This is a genomic window from Streptococcus sp. oral taxon 058 str. F0407 (assembly GCF_000235485.1).
In the GTDB taxonomy this organism is placed as follows: Bacteria; Bacillota; Bacilli; order Lactobacillales; family Streptococcaceae; genus Streptococcus.
Genome location: NZ_JH378888.1, coordinates 505,220 through 528,477, shown reverse-complemented (window position 1 = coordinate 528,477; position 23,258 = coordinate 505,220). Strand labels below are relative to the sequence as shown.

The 23,258-nt window shown below is 38.0% G+C and carries 26 protein-coding genes and 1 pseudogene; 18 read left to right on the top strand and 9 right to left on the bottom strand.

Going from position 1 to position 23,258, the window contains the following annotated elements; translation table 11 throughout:
* Window positions 1–227: 227 nt before the first annotated feature.
* Both HMPREF9184_RS07095 and HMPREF9184_RS07090 read left to right on the top strand, forming a co-directional pair.
* Window positions 228–1,172, top strand: coding sequence for an IS30 family transposase (locus tag HMPREF9184_RS07095; protein WP_000222600.1), 945 nt, complete (start codon window positions 228–230; stop codon window positions 1,170–1,172).
* Window positions 1,173–1,356: 184 nt separating this feature from the next.
* Window positions 1,357–3,216 (top strand): hypothetical protein, encoded by a 1,860-nt coding sequence (locus HMPREF9184_RS07090; protein WP_000751599.1) that lies wholly within the window; start codon window positions 1,357–1,359, stop codon window positions 3,214–3,216.
* Between the two features lie 73 nt (window positions 3,217–3,289).
* Here the strand turns inward: HMPREF9184_RS07090 and HMPREF9184_RS07085 are convergent, their stop codons facing one another.
* Genes HMPREF9184_RS07085 through HMPREF9184_RS07075 form a run of 3 tightly spaced genes read right to left on the bottom strand, consistent with a single transcriptional unit; the run spans window position 3,290 to window position 6,012 of the window.
* Window positions 3,290–3,946: a YdcF family protein gene (locus tag HMPREF9184_RS07085; protein WP_001156510.1), complete on the bottom strand. Its 657-nt coding sequence runs from the start codon at window positions 3,944–3,946 to the stop codon at window positions 3,290–3,292.
* Between the two features lie 10 nt (window positions 3,947–3,956).
* Window positions 3,957–4,751: a protein phosphatase 2C domain-containing protein gene (locus HMPREF9184_RS07080; RefSeq protein ID WP_000691091.1), complete on the bottom strand. Its 795-nt coding sequence runs from the start codon at window positions 4,749–4,751 to the stop codon at window positions 3,957–3,959.
* A gap of 4 nt (window positions 4,752–4,755) precedes the next feature.
* Complete coding sequence (locus HMPREF9184_RS07075; protein WP_000132883.1) at window positions 4,756–6,012, bottom strand: toll/interleukin-1 receptor domain-containing protein; 1,257 nt, start codon at window positions 6,010–6,012, stop codon at window positions 4,756–4,758.
* Window positions 6,013–6,605: 593 nt separating this feature from the next.
* Between HMPREF9184_RS07075 and rpsP the strand changes: the two genes are divergently transcribed.
* The 9 genes and pseudogenes from rpsP (at window position 6,606) to HMPREF9184_RS07030 (ending at window position 11,754) form a co-directional block, all read left to right on the top strand.
* A complete protein-coding gene (gene rpsP, locus HMPREF9184_RS07070; protein WP_000268760.1) occupies window positions 6,606–6,878 on the top strand; it encodes a 30S ribosomal protein S16 in 273 nt (90 codons plus the stop codon).
* A 19-nt stretch (window positions 6,879–6,897) separates the two neighbouring features.
* Window positions 6,898–7,137, top strand: coding sequence for an RNA-binding protein KphA (kphA, locus tag HMPREF9184_RS07065; protein WP_000379618.1), 240 nt, complete (start codon window positions 6,898–6,900; stop codon window positions 7,135–7,137).
* Window positions 7,138–7,180: 43 nt separating this feature from the next.
* The gene (locus tag HMPREF9184_RS07060) at window positions 7,181–7,543 is read left to right on the top strand and encodes a MazG nucleotide pyrophosphohydrolase domain-containing protein (protein ID WP_000654129.1); all 363 of its coding nucleotides are present in this window, start codon (window positions 7,181–7,183) and stop codon (window positions 7,541–7,543) included.
* Window positions 7,515–8,017: pseudogene (locus HMPREF9184_RS07055) on the top strand (putative immunity protein). The gene HMPREF9184_RS07060 and the pseudogene HMPREF9184_RS07055 overlap by 29 nt, the downstream one beginning before the upstream one ends.
* A gap of 420 nt (window positions 8,018–8,437) precedes the next feature.
* A complete protein-coding gene (locus tag HMPREF9184_RS07050; RefSeq protein ID WP_332251330.1) occupies window positions 8,438–9,094 on the top strand; it encodes a DMT family transporter in 657 nt (218 codons plus the stop codon).
* A 149-nt stretch (window positions 9,095–9,243) separates the two neighbouring features.
* Window positions 9,244–10,101, top strand: coding sequence for an alpha/beta fold hydrolase (locus tag HMPREF9184_RS07045; protein WP_000803909.1), 858 nt, complete (start codon window positions 9,244–9,246; stop codon window positions 10,099–10,101).
* A 75-nt stretch (window positions 10,102–10,176) separates the two neighbouring features.
* A complete protein-coding gene (rimM, locus tag HMPREF9184_RS07040; protein ID WP_001105883.1) occupies window positions 10,177–10,695 on the top strand; it encodes a ribosome maturation factor RimM in 519 nt (172 codons plus the stop codon).
* Window positions 10,685–11,404 (top strand): tRNA (guanosine(37)-N1)-methyltransferase TrmD, encoded by a 720-nt coding sequence (trmD, locus tag HMPREF9184_RS07035; protein ID WP_033585994.1) that lies wholly within the window; start codon window positions 10,685–10,687, stop codon window positions 11,402–11,404. Before rimM ends, trmD begins: the two co-directional genes overlap by 11 nt.
* 11 nt (window positions 11,405–11,415) lie before the next feature.
* Window positions 11,416–11,754 carry an ATP cone domain-containing protein gene (locus HMPREF9184_RS07030; protein ID WP_001196053.1) on the top strand — a complete coding sequence of 113 codons (339 nt, stop codon included), beginning with the start codon at window positions 11,416–11,418 and terminating at the stop codon, window positions 11,752–11,754.
* A 27-nt stretch (window positions 11,755–11,781) separates the two neighbouring features.
* Here the strand turns inward: HMPREF9184_RS07030 and HMPREF9184_RS07025 are convergent, their stop codons facing one another.
* Window positions 11,782–12,102, bottom strand: coding sequence for a hypothetical protein (locus tag HMPREF9184_RS07025; RefSeq protein ID WP_001250033.1), 321 nt, complete (start codon window positions 12,100–12,102; stop codon window positions 11,782–11,784).
* Between the two features lie 104 nt (window positions 12,103–12,206).
* Here HMPREF9184_RS07025 and HMPREF9184_RS07020 point away from each other — a divergent pair, with 104 nt between their 5' ends.
* Entirely contained in the window at window positions 12,207–12,425 is a 219-nt protein-coding gene (locus HMPREF9184_RS07020) for a YdbC family protein (protein ID WP_000807433.1), read from the top strand.
* A gap of 35 nt (window positions 12,426–12,460) precedes the next feature.
* On the opposite strand, the gene HMPREF9184_RS07015 is transcribed toward HMPREF9184_RS07020, so the two are convergent.
* Together HMPREF9184_RS07015 and gor are read right to left on the bottom strand one after the other, a co-directional pair.
* On the bottom strand, window positions 12,461–12,997 hold the full coding sequence (locus HMPREF9184_RS07015) for a biotin transporter BioY (protein ID WP_000709017.1): 537 nt from the start codon (window positions 12,995–12,997) through the stop codon (window positions 12,461–12,463).
* Window positions 12,998–13,140: 143 nt separating this feature from the next.
* Window positions 13,141–14,487 carry a glutathione-disulfide reductase gene (gor, locus tag HMPREF9184_RS07010; RefSeq protein WP_001209556.1) on the bottom strand — a complete coding sequence of 449 codons (1,347 nt, stop codon included), beginning with the start codon at window positions 14,485–14,487 and terminating at the stop codon, window positions 13,141–13,143.
* A gap of 267 nt (window positions 14,488–14,754) precedes the next feature.
* On the opposite strand from gor, the gene HMPREF9184_RS07005 reads away from it, so the two are divergent.
* The 4 genes from HMPREF9184_RS07005 (at window position 14,755) to metG (ending at window position 19,973) form a co-directional block, all read left to right on the top strand.
* Window positions 14,755–15,909, top strand: a complete 1,155-nt coding sequence (locus HMPREF9184_RS07005) for an efflux RND transporter periplasmic adaptor subunit (protein ID WP_000677993.1) — start codon at window positions 14,755–14,757, stop codon at window positions 15,907–15,909.
* A complete protein-coding gene (locus HMPREF9184_RS07000) occupies window positions 15,893–16,594 on the top strand; it encodes an ABC transporter ATP-binding protein (protein ID WP_000811478.1) in 702 nt (233 codons plus the stop codon). The genes HMPREF9184_RS07005 and HMPREF9184_RS07000 overlap by 17 nt, the downstream gene beginning before the upstream one ends.
* 1 nt (window position 16,595) lies before the next feature.
* Window positions 16,596–17,852 carry an ABC transporter permease gene (locus HMPREF9184_RS06995; RefSeq protein WP_001180411.1) on the top strand — a complete coding sequence of 419 codons (1,257 nt, stop codon included), beginning with the start codon at window positions 16,596–16,598 and terminating at the stop codon, window positions 17,850–17,852.
* Window positions 17,853–17,975: 123 nt separating this feature from the next.
* The gene (gene metG / locus HMPREF9184_RS06990) at window positions 17,976–19,973 is read left to right on the top strand and encodes a methionine--tRNA ligase (RefSeq protein ID WP_001291357.1); all 1,998 of its coding nucleotides are present in this window, start codon (window positions 17,976–17,978) and stop codon (window positions 19,971–19,973) included.
* A gap of 16 nt (window positions 19,974–19,989) precedes the next feature.
* Here the strand turns inward: metG and HMPREF9184_RS06985 are convergent, their stop codons facing one another.
* From HMPREF9184_RS06985 to coaA, 3 genes are all read right to left on the bottom strand, one after another.
* Window positions 19,990–20,526 carry a DNA topology modulation protein gene (locus HMPREF9184_RS06985; protein WP_000684218.1) on the bottom strand — a complete coding sequence of 179 codons (537 nt, stop codon included), beginning with the start codon at window positions 20,524–20,526 and terminating at the stop codon, window positions 19,990–19,992.
* A gap of 52 nt (window positions 20,527–20,578) precedes the next feature.
* Window positions 20,579–20,815, bottom strand: coding sequence for a 30S ribosomal protein S20 (gene rpsT / locus HMPREF9184_RS06980; protein ID WP_001274000.1), 237 nt, complete (start codon window positions 20,813–20,815; stop codon window positions 20,579–20,581).
* 67 nt (window positions 20,816–20,882) lie between these two features.
* Window positions 20,883–21,803, bottom strand: a complete 921-nt coding sequence (gene coaA, locus HMPREF9184_RS06975; protein WP_000180479.1) for a type I pantothenate kinase — start codon at window positions 21,801–21,803, stop codon at window positions 20,883–20,885.
* Window positions 21,804–22,007: 204 nt separating this feature from the next.
* On the opposite strand from coaA, the gene HMPREF9184_RS06970 reads away from it, so the two are divergent.
* A complete protein-coding gene (locus HMPREF9184_RS06970; RefSeq protein ID WP_009444330.1) occupies window positions 22,008–22,598 on the top strand; it encodes a class I SAM-dependent methyltransferase in 591 nt (196 codons plus the stop codon).
* Window positions 22,595–23,258: thymidine phosphorylase (locus tag HMPREF9184_RS09985; protein ID WP_009444329.1), on the top strand; the 664-nt coding region annotated here is incomplete at its 3' end. The genes HMPREF9184_RS06970 and HMPREF9184_RS09985, both read left to right, overlap by 4 nt.

Here is a 23,258-nt window from a genome sequence, read left to right as displayed (position 1 = left end):
ATGTAGAAAACACCCGACTGGATAAACTCCGAGCTCGTAATGCAACAATTGTTGATAGATTACTAGATAATTTTAGTAATCTATCAACAAAAGATATTCCCACGGTAAAGTCAGGTAATTTTGAAGAATTTTTTAATACCCAATTTGTAAAATTAAGCTAGACAGAAAAAGTCATCTATGTTAGGCTCAGATAAACTACCACATTTGTCTGAAAGGAACTAACATAAATGACCTATACTCATCTTACCACAAACGAACTTGTAATGATAGAGGCTTACTATCAAGAAAATATAAAAGTTACAGATATTATAAAAGCTCTTAGAAGATCAAAACAGACAATCTACACTGTCATCAACTATCTGAAAGAGGGACACTCTGCTTATGATTACTATAACCGATATAAAGTCAATAAGAAACGCTGTGGCAGGAATAAAACAAATCTTACACAATCAGAAAAAGATTTTATCCAAACTCATTTGGAACAAAATTGGAGCCTTGATGTCATTAAAGGAACTTATCCAGATAGGGTTTCTTGTTCTATGAGAACTCTCTATCGACTAGCAGACCGTAGTATTTTAAAGAAAGAGGATCTCCCTTGGAAAGGCAAAAGAAAACCAAATGGTCATAGCGAAAAACGAGGAAAACAAGCGTTTCGCAGAGATTTACGTGAGAGAGCAGCCATTTATCCTAATTTTAAGACAGAATTTGGTCATCTAGAAGGGGATACCATTGTTGGCGAGAAACACAAAAGTGCTGTCATTACCTTAGTAGAACGCCTCTCAAAAGCCATCATCACACTGAAAACTGAGGGACGAAAAGCAAGTGATATCGAGACTTCCGTCAATCAATGGTTGTCTCAAGTCCCCAGCCATCTCTTTAAGTCGATAACTTTTGATTGTGGGAAAGAATTTTCTAACTGGAAGTCTATTTCGAATGCACATGACATTGATATTTTCTTTGCGGATTCAGGATGTCCTGGTCAACGAGGTCTCAATGAACATTCTAATGACTTATTAAGACGAAATGGATTACCGAAACAAATGGATTTCACTAATATTTCTCAAAATTATTTATCAGCTATAGATGACAAAAGAAATAGAATTCCTAGAAAATCTTTAGATTATCAGTCACCATACCAAGTTTTTCTGAGTTACTTGAAAAGTCAAACTTAATTTGACAATCTAGGTAATATTAAGAGAGTTCAACTAGTTATCTCTCAAAAAATGATATAATTCTTGTATGGACTTTTGATTGTAATGATTACATATAAAATTTTTATGTATAGGGATTGCAAATTCATTTTAATCAAGTTGAGTTCGATCATAATTTAAACATTTATTTTTAATGGAGCATTTTATGAAAAAAACAAAATACAGGAAATATCTGATTATAGCAACGGTAGTTGTAGCTTTAATTTTTATAGTTGAAGGGTGTTTTTATTATAGTGCAGTTGATAATCTTTTTTTTAAATTTTCTCTAAATTTTCAAAATGTTATAAAGGCATATAAACTCGATTCAGACATCAGTCAGGCAGATGCCATAAAATTTTTAGATGAAAATAAACACTTACATGTAGCGGTTATAACTTATATTTATTGTCTTGCAGTGATAGTGGCACCTTTTTGTACAATTGGAGCTCTAATTGTTTTTGCCCGAATCCCATATTCATATTTTATGTATCTCTTGAAAAGAAAAAAACCAATATCATTTTTAATTTTAGGTAAAGGTGAAAATAGAGATAAGTTTGTCAAATCATTATCCAAAGAGTGCAAAATTACCTTAATTGAAGAAGAAATTTTGCAAGGAGATACTAAAAATAGTCTGAGAGAAATGGGAGTTTCTATCATTCAAATATATCAAGATGAAGGATATGAGAAACTACTTAGAAAAATTCACTTGGATAAATTTGATTATATTTTACTTTGCGATGAGAACGTACATACTAATTATGACTATTTAAAAAATATTAAAAAAATTCAACAGGATACTAATCATCCCCAAAATAGTTCTTCTCACCAAACGATTTACTTCACTTGCAATGATCCTGCTTTTGAAAAAAGAATTTTTCAAAATGATAGTCAGAAAAATTTAGATTTCAGGAATGTTCAATTATTAAATATTCAAAAGAAAGCTGTTGAAAATATGTTTGATAAGTATCCCATTTTTCAACAGTCAAATGGTGATTGTCAAACATCAGATGATGTTCATATTGGTATCATAGGATTTGATGAGATTGGTCAACGGATATTGATTGAAGCAATATCTTTATCGGTTTTATCAGCAGATTCTACAATCATACTTGATGTCTTTGATAAAAACATGAAGAGTAAAATAGGAATTTTTCTCAATAATTTTCACCCAGATATTGTCAATGAAGTATCCTATAAGAATTTTGAAATTATTAAAGGAGAAAAAATTAGACAGTATACATTATCGCTATCGAATAGTGATGACTGTACTGAATCTTCACGCACATTTGAAGTAGATGGAAAAATGGAAATTAGGTTTTGGGATATCGATGTGGAATCAGTGCAATTTAAAAAAATACTTTCCGATTGCCACCTAGAAGATATCTTTACTTATTTCGTAATTTCTATAGGAAACAATCATAATAAGGTAGGACTGTTGGAAAGTATACGTAAAATAAATATTAATAGTCAATCTCAAGAATTTAAAGGACAAATAATTGTTTTTGGACAATCTCTGTATTTGCAAGATGATGTATTCTTCATAGAACCCGAAGAAGATATATTTTCGTATGAAGCCATTCGAAATGAAGATATCCTAAATCAAGCAAAACTTTTCAACTACAATTATACTTGCGTCCAAAATACAGGAAACCATTTGGATTCTTCTCTTGAAAATTCCAATAATATCAACGTAGAATGGGATAAGCTAGAACTGTTCCATAAAGAATCATCTATAAGACAATCAATGCATCAATCTACAAAAAGAAATTATATACTAGCAAAAAAAGAATTTTCTGACATAAATAATATTAGTGTTAAAGAAAAATTGGAGAAAATTGAACATCGTCGATGGAGTCTATTTATGATATCGAGCGGTTATAAATGGGATGCAATTAAAGATCGTTCTAAACAGACACATGATTGTATTACAAATTGGGAACATTTAAAAAAAGAACAAGATGTAAAAATATTAGAATATGATTTTACACCTTATATCATCATCCTCAAAGAAAGTAATAATAGTTAAGTGAGATTTTATATTTCTCATATTATCTCATTTTGGTAAACAAAAAGCAGGCGATTTATAATCGTCTGCTTTTTTATGAGTTGTTTTCGTCAATAAGAAACTGAGTATAGCCATGTTTCACAAGAAAATCATATGAATTTAAAATCTCTTGTGGAATAGTAACAGGAATTTGAAATCCAAAATTAGGATAAATCATCAATCTTTGAATATCTCCCACCAATAGATTTATCATTCTGTCAATATTTGATTCGTTTTTAATATATTCTTCAAAGGAGAGATTAGGAGTCTCTATAAACCATTCTACCTCTGGCCACTGTTTTTTTGCAGTTGCCAATGCTCGGCGGCTTAAGTAGCTTTTACATACAATGGTCCCCGTCGAAACCTTTATATTGCGAGATTCTAGTAATTTTTTTGTAAAATTAAAATTTTCACCTGAATTAGTCGATTTGTTTTCGATTAAGATTTTATCTTTAGGGACACCATTTTCAATACATATTTGAGCGTAAGTTTCAGCTTCAGTATTGTTCCATAACGATTTTGTTATTTTCCCATATCCTCCGCTACAGACTAAAAAGGGAGCTTTACCTTGAAGAAAAAGACTTGCAGCATGATTTGCTACACGTAGATCATGAGAGCCCATTACTAACATGAAGTCAGTACTTATCGTAGTCCTATTTTGATTATGAAAATCATATAAAACTTTAGCATTTTGTAATATTTTTTCCTGCATAATACACCTCTTATAATTCTATTAACACAGCACTAACATCATCATGTTGTTTAACATCTAAATTTGTAGATGATTTTTCCCAATTTCTAAGAAAATAAAGTGCTGAGTAGAGAGTCACTTTACTATCTAGAATATCGGAAATGGAACACAAAGAATTGCTGAATACTCGTTCGAAACCATCTGAAAAAAGCAAACATTTATTGATTTCTTCAGTTTTATACTGGCACTCGAGAAATTGCGTTTGAAATGCCCCTGTTAGTGCTACTGTCCAGAAACCATCAGTCGTATTCATCATTTTTCGGTTTTGTGTCATTTGTTTTTTGACAGCTTTCGCACTATCATTTCTAGATAATGAAGCCTCATTTTTAATTATTCTTGTTAAATTCGAAAAATGTCTAATTCTATTATCGGTTAAAATTTTTATTTCACCTGTATGAAATTGAATGATAAGAGTACAATCTCCAATTACATACCCATGGAGATAATCATCAATCATTTGAATTCCTGCTAAGACAGCACATGGCAAGGTTGCTTCATTAAACTTCTTTAAAACACTAAAGTGAGAAGCATTTAACTGATTTGTAATGTTTTTACAAATATCAGGCAAGTAAGCATTACCGTATAAAGGAATTTTTTGAGCAAGATTCTCTGAAAGCCACTCTGCTTGGGAATGATAAGGCGAAATCGGAATGACGCTGATTGGGCTTGAACCATCAATAACTCCAACAAGATTATTGCCAATAAATATTCTATCTTCACCCCATGATTTATTTGGGAAATGAAGAATTTGATCTATAATTTTCATTTTATTACCTAAAATACACAATTAAACAACATAAAATAATTATAAAAACTATAAGAAATAAACTGTTAAGAATGATATATCTTTTTAACCGTTCTTCCAATTTTTTATTCTCCATTTTGTAAATGATTGATTCTTTTGAAGTACTATATTGGAGAATTCTAATGAAAGAGTCTGTATTTTCTCTGTCTTCCAAATCAATTGCTTTTTTTATGAAGTTAATTCCATTTGTATAATTACCAGAAAAAGCTAGAAGTTTCCCATGAATATAATGATTTTTAGGATAGTCTTCATTTAGTTGATTTGCTTTATCAATTGATTTTATAGCTTCTTGCACATGTTTCCTATATCTTAAATAATTGTTTTCTAGCCCAATTGCAACAAGCTCTGAATATGTAATGTATACGCCATAATTATTTTGGATCTGCTTCCTGGCCTCATTCGCAAAACAAATCGCCTTGTCCAAATTTTCAAAATCATCTATATTTTCATCATATTTAAATTTATAGTACTGAGATAATACGATATTGTTAAAAGGATAATCCTCGAAATATGAGCTGTATTTTTCGATAAAATTATAAATTTTAGACTTTTCTTCTCGTCTGCGATAGAAGGTGAAGATAGTATAGTATGCTAGAAATTTAATGTCATTTGATTCGTCAGAATTTAATAATGGGATTAACTGTTTATTGATCTTTTCTTCATTTAACTTCTTGCAAACGTTTTTGATTTCATCCGTAAAATGATTTTTTTTATTTTGGGAAATGGTGTTAAAAATTTTAACATATTGTCCAAATTTCATTTGAGTTTGGGTATTTTGTGAGAGTGAATTTTTAATTTTATTCATTAAAAAATCCCAATCATCGTCATTAGAAACTTTTATATATTGTCTCTTTAAAACAGCTCTAATATCATCAGGAATATCTGAAACATCAGGAAGTGGGACACCGTTAAATAATATAGGAATAATAGTTTTATTTTGAGAAAGTGCTAGGGCAATTTCTTTTCTAACCCAGTCAGAATCTTGATGTATCGTCAGTTGATGATTCAAGTCTTTCTTCCCAAAATAGGATTTAGTTACCACTAAAATAACATCGTTACATTGTTCAAGATGTGTTTTAATAGCATGATCAAAATCAGCACCAGGAGGTATATTTTTTTTATCAAAAAAAACGCGACAACCGGAATTAGTTAACTTTTCTGAAAGAAAGTTAGCATTTGCTAGACCATCTTCCCGTCTGTAACTAATAAAAACATCTGTCATAAATGAATACCTCTTTTGAAACCTTTAACCATATACCATTATATCAAGAAAAGTGACAATAGAAAAGTTTTATAATCATCTTGTTGTCTATTATGCTCGTAAGATTATTTAAATTTGATATTAGTAAGATTTTATGAATTCCTTTTTGACGGAATATCAGCTAATTAGAATTTTGGCACCAATAATTTATTAATATATTATAGTGTTTTTTTATGAAAAATGGAATCCAGTTAAATTAGATTTTGCCCCGTCAGCAATTGAAGAAATATACATAGGTTCTAAATGCTCATTAAGTGAAAGTGATGTCAATAATAATATTATTAATAAAATAATAGGAAAAAAAGTAAGTGTACAGAAATCCAAGGCTAGCTATAGATAAAACTCTATAAAATCTGTAATTTTTTAGTCAGTGTAATAGGTACTGGTATTTATTGTTTATAGACTTTAGTTAAGAAATTTTTAGATGTTTTAGAAAAATGATAGTCTGTCAAGTTTTTTTCTTGACACCTGTCAGAAATTTGCTATAATAGAACATGTGCTAAATAGCTCAGCTATTTCACCGAAATAAAAAATAAGAAAAGAGACATTAAAAAATGGCAGTTAAAATCCGTTTGACTCGTATGGGTTCTAAGAAAAAACCTTTCTACCGTATCAACGTAGCAGATTCACGTTCACCACGTGACGGACGTTTCATCGAAACAGTTGGAACTTACAATCCACTTGTTGCTGAAAACCAAGTAACTTTGAAAGAAGACCGCGTTCTTGCATGGTTGGCTGATGGAGCTCAACCTTCAGATACAGTTCGCAACATCCTTTCAAAAGAAGGCGTATTGAAAAAATTCCACGATTCTAAATTCTCTAAATAATTCTAAAGTAGGTTGACAGATGGATACGATTGAAAATCTCATTATTGCGATTGTGAAACCTTTGATTTCACAACCAGATGCCTTAACTATCAAGATTGAAGATACACCAGAGTTTTTGGAGTATCACTTGGATCTTGACCAGAGCGATGTCGGTCGTGTAATCGGTCGTAAGGGTCGCACTATCTCAGCGATAAGAACGATTGTCTACTCTGTCCCAACTGAAGACAAAAAAGTAAGAATCGTTATCGATGAAAATTAATCAAAAGAGCGGGACAAAAGTCTCGCTTTTTTGTGAGGAGAAGATGAAGGATTTAACGATCAGACAATTACAAGCCTACTTACTCGAACATTATCAGCAATCTCGGACGGAAGAAGGCCTCTTTATCAAGTTAGTCGAAGAAGTCGGAGAGATGGCAGAGGTCTTAAATGGACGCTCTGGCCGAAAAGAGGGTGTCCAGGACTCAAACGAGGAACTAGCCAAAGAACTGGCTGATATCATTCATTACACTGTCGCAATTGCGGCCATCAATGATATTGATCTAACCAAAACCATCTTTGAGAAAGATAAAAAGTCTGCCATTAAGTACCAACATGAACAAAATCTAGAACAGTATCTAGAGGGGAATAGAGAAAGCAATGAAACCAGAGGATTATGCATGGAATGAGTTTGAACGAACTGCTTATAAGACTAAAATGAATCGCCTACCTAGTCCGTACAAAGTTGCCATTTGGGACGATTCTGAGAAAAGATTGGAACTAGAACAAATACTGGAAAGACTTCCTCAGAAAGAACTAGCTCGATGGGCATTAGAGAACTCGCGAGATTTCTTATCTTTAATTGATATCGGTGATGAAGGTGAGAAAAATAAAATGATTCGGCAAGCTTATGAGGCTTTTGATGCACGATTGAGAAATGAGATTTCACCTCATGAGTTGAGAAAAGCAGGTTTCGCAGCAATCTCCTCTCTAAAAATGCCCAAAATCAAATCACTAAGTACGCTGCCAGAGTCTTTGTACAAGCCATCTCGACAGCCCATATGAGAGGGCATATCATCGTTTCCGCGGATTATGCTATCAAAGTAAGGAATCTCCAAGAGGCAGACAAGTTAGAACTTGTGAGACAAGAACGAGAAAAGTAGATTAGACTCGCAAAGTCCTTTTTAGGAAATGTAGTAGATAAATGGTGGATGAAGGCACAAAATACTAATCCTATAAATAGCATCTAGGATTCTACTATGCTACAAATGGAAAGACAGTCTCAAAGAATTCTAGTCAATCAATCTTGAGAATAGCTATTTTTAAAAGGAGTAACAATCTATGAACGAGAAAAAAAGCACACCTAGCAGCCTTATCCTTTTCAGCAATCATTAGATTTTCTTTTTTATTTACTAAGATTGCTTTAGGCTATGTCACTCCTCTCACGAACTTAGCGCATCGCTATACAATTGCAGCTTTAGTATTGGTCGCCCTTCATCAAACCAAACTTATCAAAGTGAGTTTAAGTAGAAAAGCTATTCTTTCTATTCTTCCTATGAGTCTTTTCTACCCACTTCTTTTTTATTTTTCAATCCTTTGCCTTACAGTATATATCGTCTTCTGAAGCTGGAATTTTACAGGCTTTTGTCCCTATTTTTACTCTCCTTTTAGCATCAGTTTTTCTCAAGGAAAAGACAAGCTTGCTTCAAAAGTTCTTTTTATTTTTATCCGTAGCAGGAGTAGTTTTCATTTTCCTTAGCAAAGGAGCAAACTTTAGCACTGAAACTGCTAGCTTGGGCTTTCTCTTGATGTTGGGATCTGTTCTTGCCAATGCGATAAACAACATTCTCAGCAAGGCTAAAGGAGGCCGCTATCGGGCTATGGATATGACAGCTGTTGTGATATTTGTTGGCTTCGTCACCTTTAATACGCTGAGTCTGACCTCGCACTATCTAGATGGCAACATATTAGCTTACTTTGCGCCACTTGGACAGGTGTCCTATCTGCTTTCCATCCTCTATTTGGGAATACTAGCCTCTATCGTGACTGGTAGTCTCTCTATCTATGCTATTGTTCGCCTCGGGGCATCAACCGTCAGTGTCTTTGGCAATCTTGGAACAGTTTTGACTATTCTAGCTGGGGCTCTTATCCTCCACGAACCAATTTATAGTTACCATGTGATTGGAGCAACTTTGATTATTGCTGAAATTTTAGGCATGAATCTGATGAGAAAAAAGTAAAGATTGCTTAGCAGTCTTCTTCTTTATCTAAATGATGCAGAAAATTCAAAATTTTTAATGAAATTAGGCTTGGAAAACAAAGATTTTAATATAGCATGATAAAATAGATAAAAAGAATGATATTAGGATAAAGAGGAGAGAATCTAGAAATGAAGCCAAATGATATTGCTGAAGCTATTGCTTTTTATAACAGAAAACACGAGATGTTGAAACGTCACCTTATAGCAGTCGTAGATTGTGATTTGGTTGTTTATCATCGTCCTGGAAACGCTAGTAAAGGACACATTATTTTTTATCATGGAGCTTGTGGACGTAGTCAGATGTGGGCTCACCAGTATGATGCTTTTGAGGGATTTGACCTCTATTTTGTCAATGTTAGAGGACAGGGTGAATCACCTATGAAAGTTGGTCTACCTGAATTAGAAGGTGCTGTTCAAGATGTAGATGCTATTTTGTCCTATTTCCAGTTAGATAAGGTGATATTGGTCGGACATTCTTGGGGAGGAAATCCACTTCAAGAGTACACCTATCGCCATCCAGAAAGAGTCCTAGCCTTGGTCATGGTAGATAGTTGGGGACAGCATCGTTACCTATCAGATAAAGAAAGAGGTCGAATCAAATATAGTTCTCTTATGTATAAAACGATTCCTTGGAAGGTGATTGCAGATAAGAACTCAAAGATGTGTACAGATAATCCTATCACAAGAGAATTAGTCAAGACGGCCATTATAGAAACTGGACGAGATGTTTTTTTGAACCTTGGAATCACAGGTTTTTTAGCTGTCCATGAGATAGACGGCTATAATGGAAATCCTCCCATGCTATTACTAAGAGGCGAAAACGATTTTCCTAAACACCTAAAAAAAATTTATGATAGTATCATTGCTTTAAATCCCAATGCGCGTCAAGTAACGATTTCAGATAGCAAACATCAGCCTATGAATGACCATCCTGAAGAGTTTAATCAGCTTATTGGTGAATTTTTTGAAGAAGTAGTAGGCCCGTAAGATAGTATCTATCCAACTTGTGAAAATCCTTGGAACGTGATAAAATAAAGGATAGAAATAGATACAGGAGACAAGATGAACTACTTTAATGTTGGGAAAATCGTCAATACGCAGGGGCTACAGGGTGAGATGAGAGTCTTGTCTGTGACGGATTTTGCTGAGGAACGGTTTAAAAAAGGCGCTGAGCTGGCCTTGTTTGATGAAAAAGATCAGTTTGTTCAAACAGTGACCATCGCTAGCCACCGTAAGCATAAGAATTTTGACATTATCAAATTCAAAGACATGTACCATATCAATGCGATTGAAAAATACAAGGGGTACAGTCTCAAGGTCGCTGAGGAAGACCTAAATGACTTAGATGATGGAGAATTCTACTATCACGAGATTATTGGTTTGGAAGTTTATGAGGGAGACAACTTGATTGGAACCATCAAGGAGATTCTACAACCAGGTGCCAATGATGTCTGGGTGGTCAAGCGAAAAGGCAAGCGTGATTTGCTTTTACCTTATATTCCACCAGTGGTTCTCAATGTTGATATTCCAAACAAGCGGGTTCAAGTGGAAATCTTAGAAGGACTAGATGATGAAGATTGATATTTTGACCCTCTTTCCTGAGATGTTTTCTCCGCTGGAGCACTCAATCGTTGGAAAGGCTCGAGAAAAAGGGCTCTTGGATATCCAGTATCATAATTTTCGTGAATATGCTGAAAAGGCCCGTCATGTTGACGATGAGCCTTACGGAGGCGGTCAGGGAATGTTGCTCCGTGCCCAACCTATTTTCGATGCTTTTGATGCCATTGAAAAGAAAAATCCCCGTGTCATTCTTCTCGATCCTGCTGGGAAACAGTTCGATCAAGCCTACGCTGAAGATTTGGCCAAAGAAGAGGAACTGATCTTTATCTGCGGTCACTACGAAGGGTATGACGAGCGCATTAAGACCTTGGTAACCGATGAAATTTCCCTAGGAGATTATGTCTTGACTGGTGGTGAATTAGCAGCCATGACCATGATTGATGCTACGGTTCGCTTGATTCCAGAAGTGATTGGCAAGGAGTCTAGTCACCAAGACGATAGTTTTTCTTCAGGACTCCTCGAATATCCCCAATATACACGCCCTTATGACTATCGAGGCATGGTGGTGCCAGATGTGCTCATGAGTGGCCACCATGAAAAGATTCGCCAGTGGCGACTTTACGAAAGTCTAAAGAAAACCTACGAGCGCAGACCTGATTTGCTAGAAAACTATCAACTAACAGCAGAGGAAGAAAAGATGCTGGCAGAAATCAAAGAAAATAAAGAATAAAGGAGAACTTTATGCAAGTAATCAAACGTAACGGAGAAGTTGCCGACTTTGATCCAGATAAAATTTACCAAGCTGTCCTAAAAGCAGCTCAAACAGTTTATGTTTTGACTGACGACCTACGTCAAAACCTAGCTCAAGTCACTAAAAAAGTAGTCTTGGACTTAGAAGAAGCAAAAGTAGAACGTGCGACTATCAGTATGATCCAATCAATGGTTGAAAATCGTTTGCTGGGAGCAGGTTACATCACCATTGCAGAGCACTATATCTCTTATCGTTTGCAACGCGATTTGGAGAGAAGTGGGTACGGTGACCACATCGCAGTTCACCTTCATTTTGAACAAATCCGTTAAGAAAAAGAGTGGGATGCAATGAACATCTCACTCTTTCTTAAATAGATTTTTCTGAGCTTTTTGGACGGTTGAGGGAACAAAACGAAGTCGTTTAATATCACTGATACGAATGATTCGAGTCACGTTTTTTGAAAAATTCTTAACGATAATTTGCTGGCGAATGGCATCGTGTTTGACAATATCACCTGTAAAACTTGTCTCAGCGAGTATGACGTGAACAGCAGATTTTTTCTGAATTGCTTGTTCAATCATAGTAGAGAGGGAGTTATCCTCGATTTGAGGATTATCATCATTCCCATTGAGAAAACCATGTAGTTTATCTAGAACTAGTTTGAATGTCTGTCTCATAGAATCCTCCCTTCTTATATATCCACATTATATAAAATTTTCCTAAAAATCACAAGATTTTTACGAATAGACTAGAGAAAGCATATTACATAAAGGAGTTAAAAATGGCAGAATTTACATTTGAAATCGAAGAACATTTATTGACCTTGTCCGAAAATGAGAAAGGTTGGACAAAAGAACTAAACCGAGTTAGCTTTAATGGTGCGCCAGCAAAGTTTGATATTCGAACTTGGAGCCCTGATCATACCAAGATGGGAAAAGGGATCACCCTTACAAATGAAGAATTCCAAGTAATGGTGGATGCCTTCAAAGGTGATCAGTAAAAGAGCCACGGGACTATTGTCCCAGGCTCATTTTTTTATCTTGAGAAATAAGCGATGTTTTTCAATCGTTGCAGTAGGGGACGACCAATGAAACTAATGGCAATAATCTTACCAAGGTCAGGGAGGATAAAGGGAAGGACACCAACTGCTAGTGCCTTATCGAATGGCATCCCAGCAAGGAAGTGGAGGCTGAGAATACCTCCGACAAAGACGAGGGAATCGCCCAAGAGGTTGGCTAGGAAAATACGAATATAGCCACTATTTTGATGAATGAGATAAGATGTAAGTCCAGCATAGACAAGGTCGAACCAAAGATAACCTGCGCTTGGACCAACTAAAACGTGAAATCCAGCTCCTCCCCCTGCAAAGACAGGTAAGCCAATGGCACCCAGTAGGAGATAGAGAGCTACAGATAGAACAGCTTCTCTGGGTCTAAAAACAGTAGCGATTAAACCAATCGCAAAGTTTTGTAGAGTGAAGGGGACAGGGCCGATAGGGAGACTGATTTGTGCCAAAACGGCGATGAGAGCCGCACCGATAGCAGGGATAGCGTAGATATGAGCTTTTTTCAAAACTGTTAACCTCTTTTAAGAATTATAGTAACTATTATACTGATTCAGAAGAAAAAGTCAACCCATTTTTCAAGTTAAGGTAACAATTTTGTAACGGCCGATTTTGCAAGTAAAAAGAGACCTCAAGAGGTCTCTTTCGATAATTAGCGCATGGTCACAAATTCTTCAGAAGCAGTTGGGTGGATAGCTACTGTAGCATCAAAGTCTTCCTTGGTTGCTCCCATCTTGATGGCAACAGCGAATCCTTGAATCATTTCATCCACTCCGTAACCAAGTCCGTGAAGGCCAATAACTTTTTCATCAGCACCGGCGGTGATGAGTTTGAAGCGAGATTCCTGACGATGCTTTGTAACGGCAGAGTACATAGATGCAAAGCTTGACTTGTAGACTTTGATCTGATCTTGGCCGTATTCTTTGATAGCTTCTTCTTCAGTCAACCCCACGGTTCCGATTGCTGGGTGGGAGAAGACAACAGTAGGGATAGTTGTGTAGTCCATCTTAGCACTTGTTTTCCCATTAAAGAGACGTTCAGATAGGGTACGTCCTGCTTTGATAGCTACGGGGGTAAGTTCTTTCTCACCAGTAACGTCTCCAAGGGCGTAGATGCCATCTACAACTGTATTTTGATACTCATCGACTTGGATAAATCCACGTTCGTTGAGTGTAACTCCAGCCTTTTCTAACTCCAATCCGTCTACATTTGGACGGCGGCCGGTAGCCCAGATAACTTGGCTTGCAGTGTGACTAGAACCATCTTCGAAATGAATCGTAATGCCTTGCTCAGTTTCTTCTAGTTTGACGGGTACCTTATGTGTGTGCAAAGGTAGGCCTGTTTTTTTCATCTCATTGACAAGACCTTCAACGATGTAGCTGTCAAAACCACGCAAAGGACGGTCGCGGCGAACGAACAAATCAGTTTTTACACCGAGTGCATGAAGAACACCTGCTAGCTCAACCGCGATATAGCCAGCACCAAGGATTGCAACGGATTCAGGAAGTTGCTCCCAAGCAAAGACATCGTCGGAGCTGCCACCGAGTTCAGCTCCAGGAATATTTGGGATGCTTGGACGAGCGCCAGTCGCAATCACGATATGTTCGGCACGAATCAATTCACCATTAACACTGACGGTGTGGGAATCAACGAAATGAGCACGACCCTCAATCAAATCAACGCCGTTGCGCTTGAAACTTCCATCATAAGATGAGCGAGCTCGATCGATATAGGCTTCACGGTTTTGACGAAGTTTTGCGAAATCAAATTGAACATCTGAACTCGTAAACCCGTAGTCTGGACCGTAGTGGTGGAAGCTTTCGGCGATTTGGGCTCCATACCACATGATTTTCTTAGGAACACAGCCAACGTTGACACAAGTTCCACCCAATTTTTTCTCTTCGATAACAGCTGCCTTGGCGCCGTGTTCACCAGCTCGGTTCATAGTGGCGATGCCGCCACTTCCTCCACCGATGGCGATGATATCATATTCTCTCATAGAAAACTCCTTATAGCATTGATAGTCATATTCTATCGTTTTTACTTTTTGAATGCAAAAATCTGCTACGCCCTAAAGAAATAGCAGAAATTACTTGCTAAATATAGAAATAAGGTGTATGATGTTACTAGTACAATTCTGTATAAATTAAATGAAAATAAGGTTCATTTCCTGAATTGTTCTCTTTTTTCTCTGAACAATCATTGTTTAGAGTAGGTAAATTTGCTATAATGGTCTTTGTATTGAAAATAAAACAGGAGTTTTGTGATGAAGGGGAATAAGAAAACTAAAAAATGGCAACTATACACAGCTATTGGAGCTGCAAGTATTATTATAATCAGTGCAGCGGGTGTTTTGCTATTTAGACAGCCCTCTCAGGCTGCCGGTAAGGACGATACATCGCATCTTGTAGTCGCAAAGGAAGGAACAGTTGCCTCCTCTGTTCTCTTATCTGGTACCGTCACCGCAAAAAATGAACAATATGTTTATTTGGATGCAAGTAAGGGTGAGGTAGATGAAATCTTGGTTTCTGTTGGAGATAAGGTTGACAAGGGACAAGCGCTCGTAAAATACAACAGCACAGAAGCGCAGTCTGCTTATGATGCAGCTAACCGTGCCATAGCCAAGGCTGATCGTCGTATCAATGACTTGAAGGAATCACGAAACAACACTCTAGCTGATTCGGAAGAATATGATGATGGATCACAGGGTTCTTCTGTCTCTTCCATTGATTCTCAGATTAGTGATGCTCGTGATAGTCGTGCTGATGCAGAGGCGCAACTTAAAAAGGCGCAGGCCCAATTGGACGCAACAAAGGTTTTGAGTACGCTAGAAGGTACAGTTGTAGAAGTTAATCGCAATGTATCGAAGTCCACAACTGCTGCAAATCAAGTGATGGTTCATGTAGTAAGTAACGACAATCTACAAGTCAAGGGAGAACTTTCCGAGTACAATCTTGCCAACCTTTCTGTTGGCCAAGAAGTGGCCTTCTCTTCTAAAGTTTACCAAGATAAAACTTGGACAGGGAAGATCAGCTTTATTTCAGCTTACCCTAAAAATAGTGGAGAAGGAACGAACGCTATAGCTGGGGGGAATACTGGTTCTAAATATCCCTATACGATTGAAGTGACGAGTGAGATCGGTGATTTAAGACCAGGTTTTACCGTTAGTGTTGAGGTTAAAAGTGACAAGAAATCAATCCTCGTACCCTTAACCAGTGTCATTACTGAAGACGGGAAAAACTACGTTTGGGTTGTTGACGAAGAGAATAAGGCTAAGAAGGTTGAAGTTAGCTTAGGAAATGCTGACGCAGAAAACCAAGAGATTACGTCTGGTTTGACAGACGGAACCAAAGTCATCAGTAATCCAACGACTTCCTTGGAAGAAGGAAAAGAGGTGAAGGCTGATGAAACAACTAATTAGTCTAAAAAACATCTGTCGGAGCTATCGAAATGGTGAACAGGAACTGCAGGTCTTGAAAAATATTAATTTGGAGATTAGCGAAGGGGAATTTGTTGCCATTATGGGCCCATCTGGTTCGGGTAAATCTACTCTGATGAATACCATCGGAATGCTGGATACCCCGACTAGCGGCGAATACTACCTAGAAGGTCAAGAAGTGGCCCGTCTAGGTGAAAAGCAGTTGGCACAGGTACGTAACCAACAAATTGGATTTGTCTTTCAACAGTTCTTTCTTTTGTCAAAGATGGATGCTGTTCAAAATGTTGAGTTGCCCTTGATTTATGCAGGAGTTCCAGCTGCCCAACGTCGCAAATTGGCAGAGGAATATCTGAGTAAAGTAGAGTTGACCGATCGTATTCATCACCTTCCTTCGGAGTTGTCTGGCGGTCAAAAACAACGGGTGGCCATTGCGCGTGCTCTTGTTAACGATCCCTCGATCATCCTAGCTGATGAACCGACAGGTGCCTTGGATACGAAAACAGGAAGTCAAATCATGGAACTCTTGGTTGAGTTAAATGAAGAAGGCAAGACTATTATTATGGTAACGCACGAGCCCGAAATTGCAGCCTATGCAAAACGCCAGATTGTAATTCGTGATGGGGTTATTTCGTCTGATAGCGCTCGTTTGGAAGGAAAGGAGAACTAAGATGCAAAATCTGAAATTTGCCTTTTCATCTATTATGGCACACAAGATGCGCTCCTTTTTGACCATGATTGGCATTATCATCGGAGTCTCTTCAGTGGTTGTCATCATGGCTTTAGGGGACTCTATGTCTCGTCAGGTCAATAAAAATATGACAAAATCTCAGAAAAATATTCAGGTATTTTTCTCGCCGATTAAAAGTAAGGATGGTTCCTTCACACAAAAGCAATCTGCACTGACACTATCTGGTAAAGAAGATGTTCACGTAGAACCACCTAAAACACAGGAATCGTGGGTTAAGGAAACTGCCAAACTAAAAGGTGTAGATGGCTATTATGTGACTAATAGTACAAATGTTACTTTGACTTATAAGGATAAAAAGGTAGAGAGAGCAAGTCTGACAGGCGGAAATATTACTTATATGTCTGCTGTAGAAAATAAAATTATTGCAGGTAGGGATCTGAGAGAACAAGACTACCGAGATTTTGCAAGTGTGATTTTGCTAGATGAAGAACTCGCTAAAAGTCTTTTTGACTCGCCTCAGGCAGCACTTAATCAAATCATTTCAGCCAATGGATATAGCTATCGCGTGATTGGTGTTTACTCTAGTCCTGCTGTTAAAAGTGCTAAGATGTTTGGTGTAGGTGGTTTACCGATTACAACCAATGCTTCTGTAGCAGCTAATTTTAATGTAGAGGAAATTTCTAATATTGTCTTTCGTGTGAATGATACGAGTCTGACTCCGACTTTGGGGCCAGAACTCGCACGCAAGATGACAGAAATTGCAGGAGTACAGCAGGGAGAATATCAGGTTGTAGACGAAACTGCCGCTTTTGCAGAGGTTCAGCAAATCTTTGGTTTTATGACCGCTATTATTAGTGCTATCGCAGGAATCTCTCTCTTTGTGGGAGGGACTGGAGTTATGAATATCATGCTGGTTTCTGTAACGGAGCGTACTCGTGAGATTGGTCTTCGTAAAGCATTGGGAGCTACACGGGCTAATATCTTGGTTCAGTTTTTGATTGAGTCCATGATTTTAACCTTATTAGGTGGAGTCATCGGTCTTGTTAGTGCGGCAGGCTTGACCATGCTAGCAGGTGCCTTGTTAAAAAATATGATGGAAGGAATAGAAGTCGGAGTCTCGCTCCCGATCGCTCTCTTTAGCTTGGCTGTTTCGGCCAGCGTTGGTATGATTTTCGGAGTCTTGCCAGCCAATAAAGCGTCTAAGCTTGATCCAATTGAAGCCCTTCGCTATGAATAAGATAAATAAGATGGACGCTTGTCTATCTTATTTTTGTATGGATTTTCCTATCGAAAATCACTAAAAATATGATATAATGAAGTGTTAGAAAAACAGGTTTCATTTGCCTGGAAAGGAAATATTATGTCTGAAAAGAATTTTTATATTACAACACCGATTTACTATCCATCTGGTAAACTTCATATCGGTTCTGCCTACACAACCATTGCTTGTGATGTTTTAGCACGTTACAAACGTCTTATGGGCTACGATGTCTTTTATCTGACAGGTTTAGATGAGCATGGTCAAAAGATTCAGCAAAAAGCAGAAGAAGCTGGGATTACGCCTCAAGCTTATGTTGATGGGATGGCGGTTGGAGTCAAAGAACTCTGGCAATTACTAGATATCTCATACGATAAATTCATCCGTACGACGGACGACTACCATGAAAAAATAGTGGCGCAAGTCTTTGAACGCTTACTTGCTCAAGATGACATTTATTTGGGAGAATATTCTGGTTGGTACTCAGTCTCAGATGAGGAATTCTTTACAGAAAGCCAGCTGGCAGAAGTATTCCGTGACGAAGCTGGAAATGTAACGGGCGGTATTGCTCCATCGGGTCACGAGGTCGAATGGGTTTCTGAAGAATCTTATTTCCTTCGTCTCAGCAAATACCAAGACCGTTTGGTCGAATTTTTCAAATCTCATCCTGACTTCATCACACCTGATGGTCGCCTCAACGAAATGTTACGTAACTTCATCGAGCCAGGTTTGGAAGATTTGGCAGTTTCTCGTACAACCTTTACATGGGGTGTACCAGTCCCATCCAATCCAAAACACGTTGTCTATGTTTGGATTGATGCGCTTCTCAACTATGCGACAGCTCTTGGTTACGGTCAAGATGAGCATGGTAACTTTGACAAGTTCTGGAATGGAACAGTCTTCCACATGGTTGGAAAAGACATTCTTCGTTTCCACTCCATCTACTGGCCAATCCTTCTCATGATGTTGGATATCAAATTGCCGGATCGCTTGATTGCCCACGGTTGGTTTGTCATGAAAGACGGCAAGATGTCTAAGTCTAAAGGAAATGTCGTTTACCCTGAGATGTTGGTAGAGCGTTATGGACTGAATCCACTTCGTTACTACCTCATGCGTAGCCTTCCAGTTGGTTCAGACGGAACCTTTACTCCTGAGGACTATGTAGGTCGAATCAACTATGAATTGGCAAATGACCTTGGAAACCTCCTCAACCGTACGGTTTCTATGATTAACAAGTACTTTGATGGGCAAACTCCTGCCTATGTAGAAAGTGTGACAGAGTTTGACAATGCTCTTGCTGACGTTGCAGAACAATCAATCGCCGACTACCATACACATATGGAAGCAGTTGACTACCCACGTGCGCTTGAAGCAGTCTGGACCCTTATCTCTCGTACCAATAAATACATCGATGAGACCGCACCATGGGTCTTGGCTAAGGATGAAGCTCTTCGTGACCAATTGGCAAGTGTTATGAGCCACTTGGCAGCTAGTCTTCGTGTCGTTGCTCACTTGATTGAGCCATTTATGATGGAAACTAGTCGTGCAGTCTTGACTCAACTTGGTTTACCAGAAGTAGCGAGTCTTGAGAACCTGAGTTTGGCTGATTTCCCTGCAGGTGTAACTGTAGTTGCCAAAGGAACTCCAATCTTCCCACGTCTGGATATGGAAGAAGAAATCGCCTATATCAAGAAACAAATGGAAGGGAACAAACCAGCCGTTGAAAAAGAATGGAATCCAGATGAAGTTGAACTCAAACTAAACAAGGAAGAAATCAAGTTTGAAGACTTCGACAAGATTGAAATCCGTGTCGCAGAAGTCAAAGAAGTTTCAAAAGTAGAAGGTTCTGATAAGTTGCTTCAATTCCGCTTGGATGCTGGTGATGGTGAAGATCGTCAAATTCTTTCAGGAATTGCAAAATACTATCCAAACGAACAAGAATTGGTCGGCAAGAAAGTTCAAATCGTTGCCAACCTCAAACCACGTAAGATGATGAAAAAATATGTCAGCCAAGGGATGATTCTCTCAGCTGAACATGATGGCAAACTAACCCTTCTCACAGTTGATCCAGCTGTACCAAACGGAAGTGTGATTGGGTAAAAGTGAAAAACCAACGTTATGTACGTTGGTTTTTCTTGTTATGTGTGAGATTTTCTAAGAATTGGGCTATCTCCTTTTGCGACCTGAGGAGAGTTACTTTCTCTGGATAGGTGTCTTGAACTCGTTGATAGCGTTCTTTAGCAGTTTTGGTCCGTCCATCCCAGAGAATCCACCTGATAAACTCCCAGTCGAAGCGCTCGGGACAGCCTGCTGCCATACTTTCTCTGACCTTGCCTCGATGTGTGAGATACCGTTTAAAGGCTCGAAAGAGACAAGTCAATGGGGGAAATTTGAGAAAGATGATTTGGTCAGCTTCTTGCATTCTTTCCTCGTAATAGCACCAAGAGTAGTTGCCATCGATGACCCAAGATGTTTCATGCTTTGTGAGAAAGCTTTTCATCTCGTTCAACATCCAATCACGGTCACTGTCCTGCCAACCTGGTTGAAATTGGAGGGTGTCCATATGCAGTTTGGGCATGGAGTAGTAGTTAGATAACTTTTCTGCTAGAGTTGACTTACCAGCACCAGAATAGCCGATGATTGCGATTTTCATTTTCTACCTTTTCGTAATGGAGGACAAAAAAACAGCCTCTATGGACTGTTTCTTATTTAGCAAGTTTAGCTGAAAGACGAGCTTTATCGCGGCTTGCTTTGTTTTTATGAATCAAACCTTTAGTTTCTGCTTTGTCGATAGCTGAGCTAGCAGCACGGAAAAGTTCTTCAGAAGGGTTTGCTTCGAAAGCTTTGATAGCAGTACGCATAGCTGATTTTTGAGCTGAGTTTTTTTCGTTTTGTTTAACGTTCAATTCAGCGCGTTTGATAGCTGATTTAATGTTTGCCAATGTTCTTACCTCCATATTTACTAACTATACCATTATATCTGAAAACTTAGGTTTTGACAAGGGGAAATTATTTTTTTAGGTAAATTTCATCGATTTCATGGTTTTTAGCCTTGTGGAGAATGACCTCGGCCCGATTTCTTGTTGGTTCGATATAGTTTTGTAGATTTGTAAGGTTGATAGTAGTCCATACTTGGTGGGCAAAAGACTCTACTTCTCCAATCGGCATTTTTGTAAAGCGGTGGTAGTAGCTATCAGGATCATTCTGAGCAAAGCTGAGGAGTTTTAAAAAGCGGTCTAAATACCAGCTTTCGATGTCTTCAACAGCTGCGTCTACATAGATGGAAAAGTCAAAAAAGTCGGTGATGTAAAGGCGCTCATTTTGAGGATTTTGAAAGACATTGATTCCTTCAACGATGACAAAATTCGCAGCCTTAACGCACTGTTTCTCCCCAGGAACAATATCATAGACCTCATGAGAATAGACTGGAATATCGACATCCTGCCCATTTTTTAGACGATCAAGAAAATTCAGCAAGGCTTCCATGTCATAACTCTCTGGAAAACCTTTGCGATTTAAGATACCCTGGTCAATTAAAGTTTGGTTGGGATAGAGAAAACCATCAGTCGTCACCAGCTCTACAGAAGCATCTGAAAGTGTACGGGAGAGAAGGATTTGTAGGAGGCGGCTAGTTGTTGATTTGCCGACGGCGACACTACCCGAAACCCCAATAATAAAAGGTTGGGGCTTGCTATCTCTCTGAAGAAAGATTTCTTTTGAGAAAGACAAATCTTCTTTGGCTTTTTTATAGATATGGATAAGGTGAACCAGTGGTAGATAGATGTCTGTTACATCTTGTAGGCTGATTTGGTCGTTAAAACTCTTGATGGAGTCCAGTTCTTCTTCCGTCAAGGGAGGGGTTGTCTTGCGATGCAATGATTGCCAAGTCTGGCGGCTGATTTTTTCAAAATGTAAAAATTCGTTGGTCATAATGTTTCCTCGTTTGATACCTTAGTATATCATAATTCATTTATAAAGACATAAATGAATTAAATCTATTTATGATATATAGTTTTTAAAAGAAATAAAATCATTGAAAAGTTTTAATTGTTATTATAACAGATGTAGTCTGTGTCTTGAAATTTAGCTTTGTAAACGATTTAACATTTCACTAAATTATGGTAAAATAGTTTTATGAGTAAAATGTATTATGCAGAAAATCCTGACGCTGCTCACGACATTCATGAGTTGAGAGTGGAGTTGTTGGGAGAAAACATGACCTTTTTGACGGATGCGGGTGTTTTTAGCAAGAAAATGGTTGACTTTGGGAGTCAGCTTTTATTGAAGTGTCTAGAGGTTAACAAAGGAGAGACAGTCCTTGATGTGGGTTGTGGTTATGGGCCATTGGGCTTGTCATTGGTCAAGGCTTATGGAGTTCAGGCAACCATGGTCGATATCAATAATCGTGCCTTGGACTTAGCGCGACAAAATGCTGAACGAAATAAAGTAGAAGCGACGATTTTCCAATCCAATATCTATGAACAAGTTGAAGGGAAGTTTGACCATGTTATTTCCAATCCGCCGATTCGAGCGGGCAAACAGGTTGTTCATGAGATTATCGAAAAGAGCAGAGATTTCTTGAATGACGGAGGAGATTTAACCATTGTCATTCAGAAAAAACAAGGAGCTCCAAGTGCTAAAAGTAAGATGGAAGACGTTTTTGGAAATTGTGAAATCGTAAGGAAAGATAAGGGATACTATATCCTTAGAAGTGTGAAAGAATGAGAGCAGTTGATTTAATCCAAAAGAAACGAGATGGTCAAGAACTGACTGCAGCTGAAATCAAATGGCTGGTAGAAGGCTATGTAGCTGGAACTGTACCAGATTATCAAATGTCTGCTTTTGCTATGGCTGTTTATTTTAAAGGAATGACCACACGTGAGATTTCTGATCTGACGATGAATATGGTCAAGACAGGTCAGGAGTTTGATTTGTCAGCTATTGAGGGGGTTAAAGTTGACAAGCATTCGACTGGTGGTGTAGGTGATAAGGTGACCTTAATCTTGGCTCCCCTTGTTGCGAGTTTCGGTGTACCCGTTGCTAAAATGAGTGGTCGAGGTCTCGGCCATACTGGTGGGACAATTGATAAATTGGAGTCCATTAAGGGCTATCAAGTCGAGCAAAGTCAAGAAGATTTCATTCGTCAGGTACAGGACATTGGTGTATCTGTCATTGGGCAGTCCGATCAGCTGGTTAAAGCAGACAAGCTTCTCTATGCCCTCCGTGATGTGACAGCAACTGTCGACACGATTCCTTTGATTGCTAGTTCGGTGATGAGCAAGAAAATTGCTGCAGGAGCGGATGCCATTTTGCTAGACGTAACGGTCGGTGAGGGTGCCTTCATGAAGACGGTTGGTGAGGCGCGTGAATTGGCTCAAACCATGG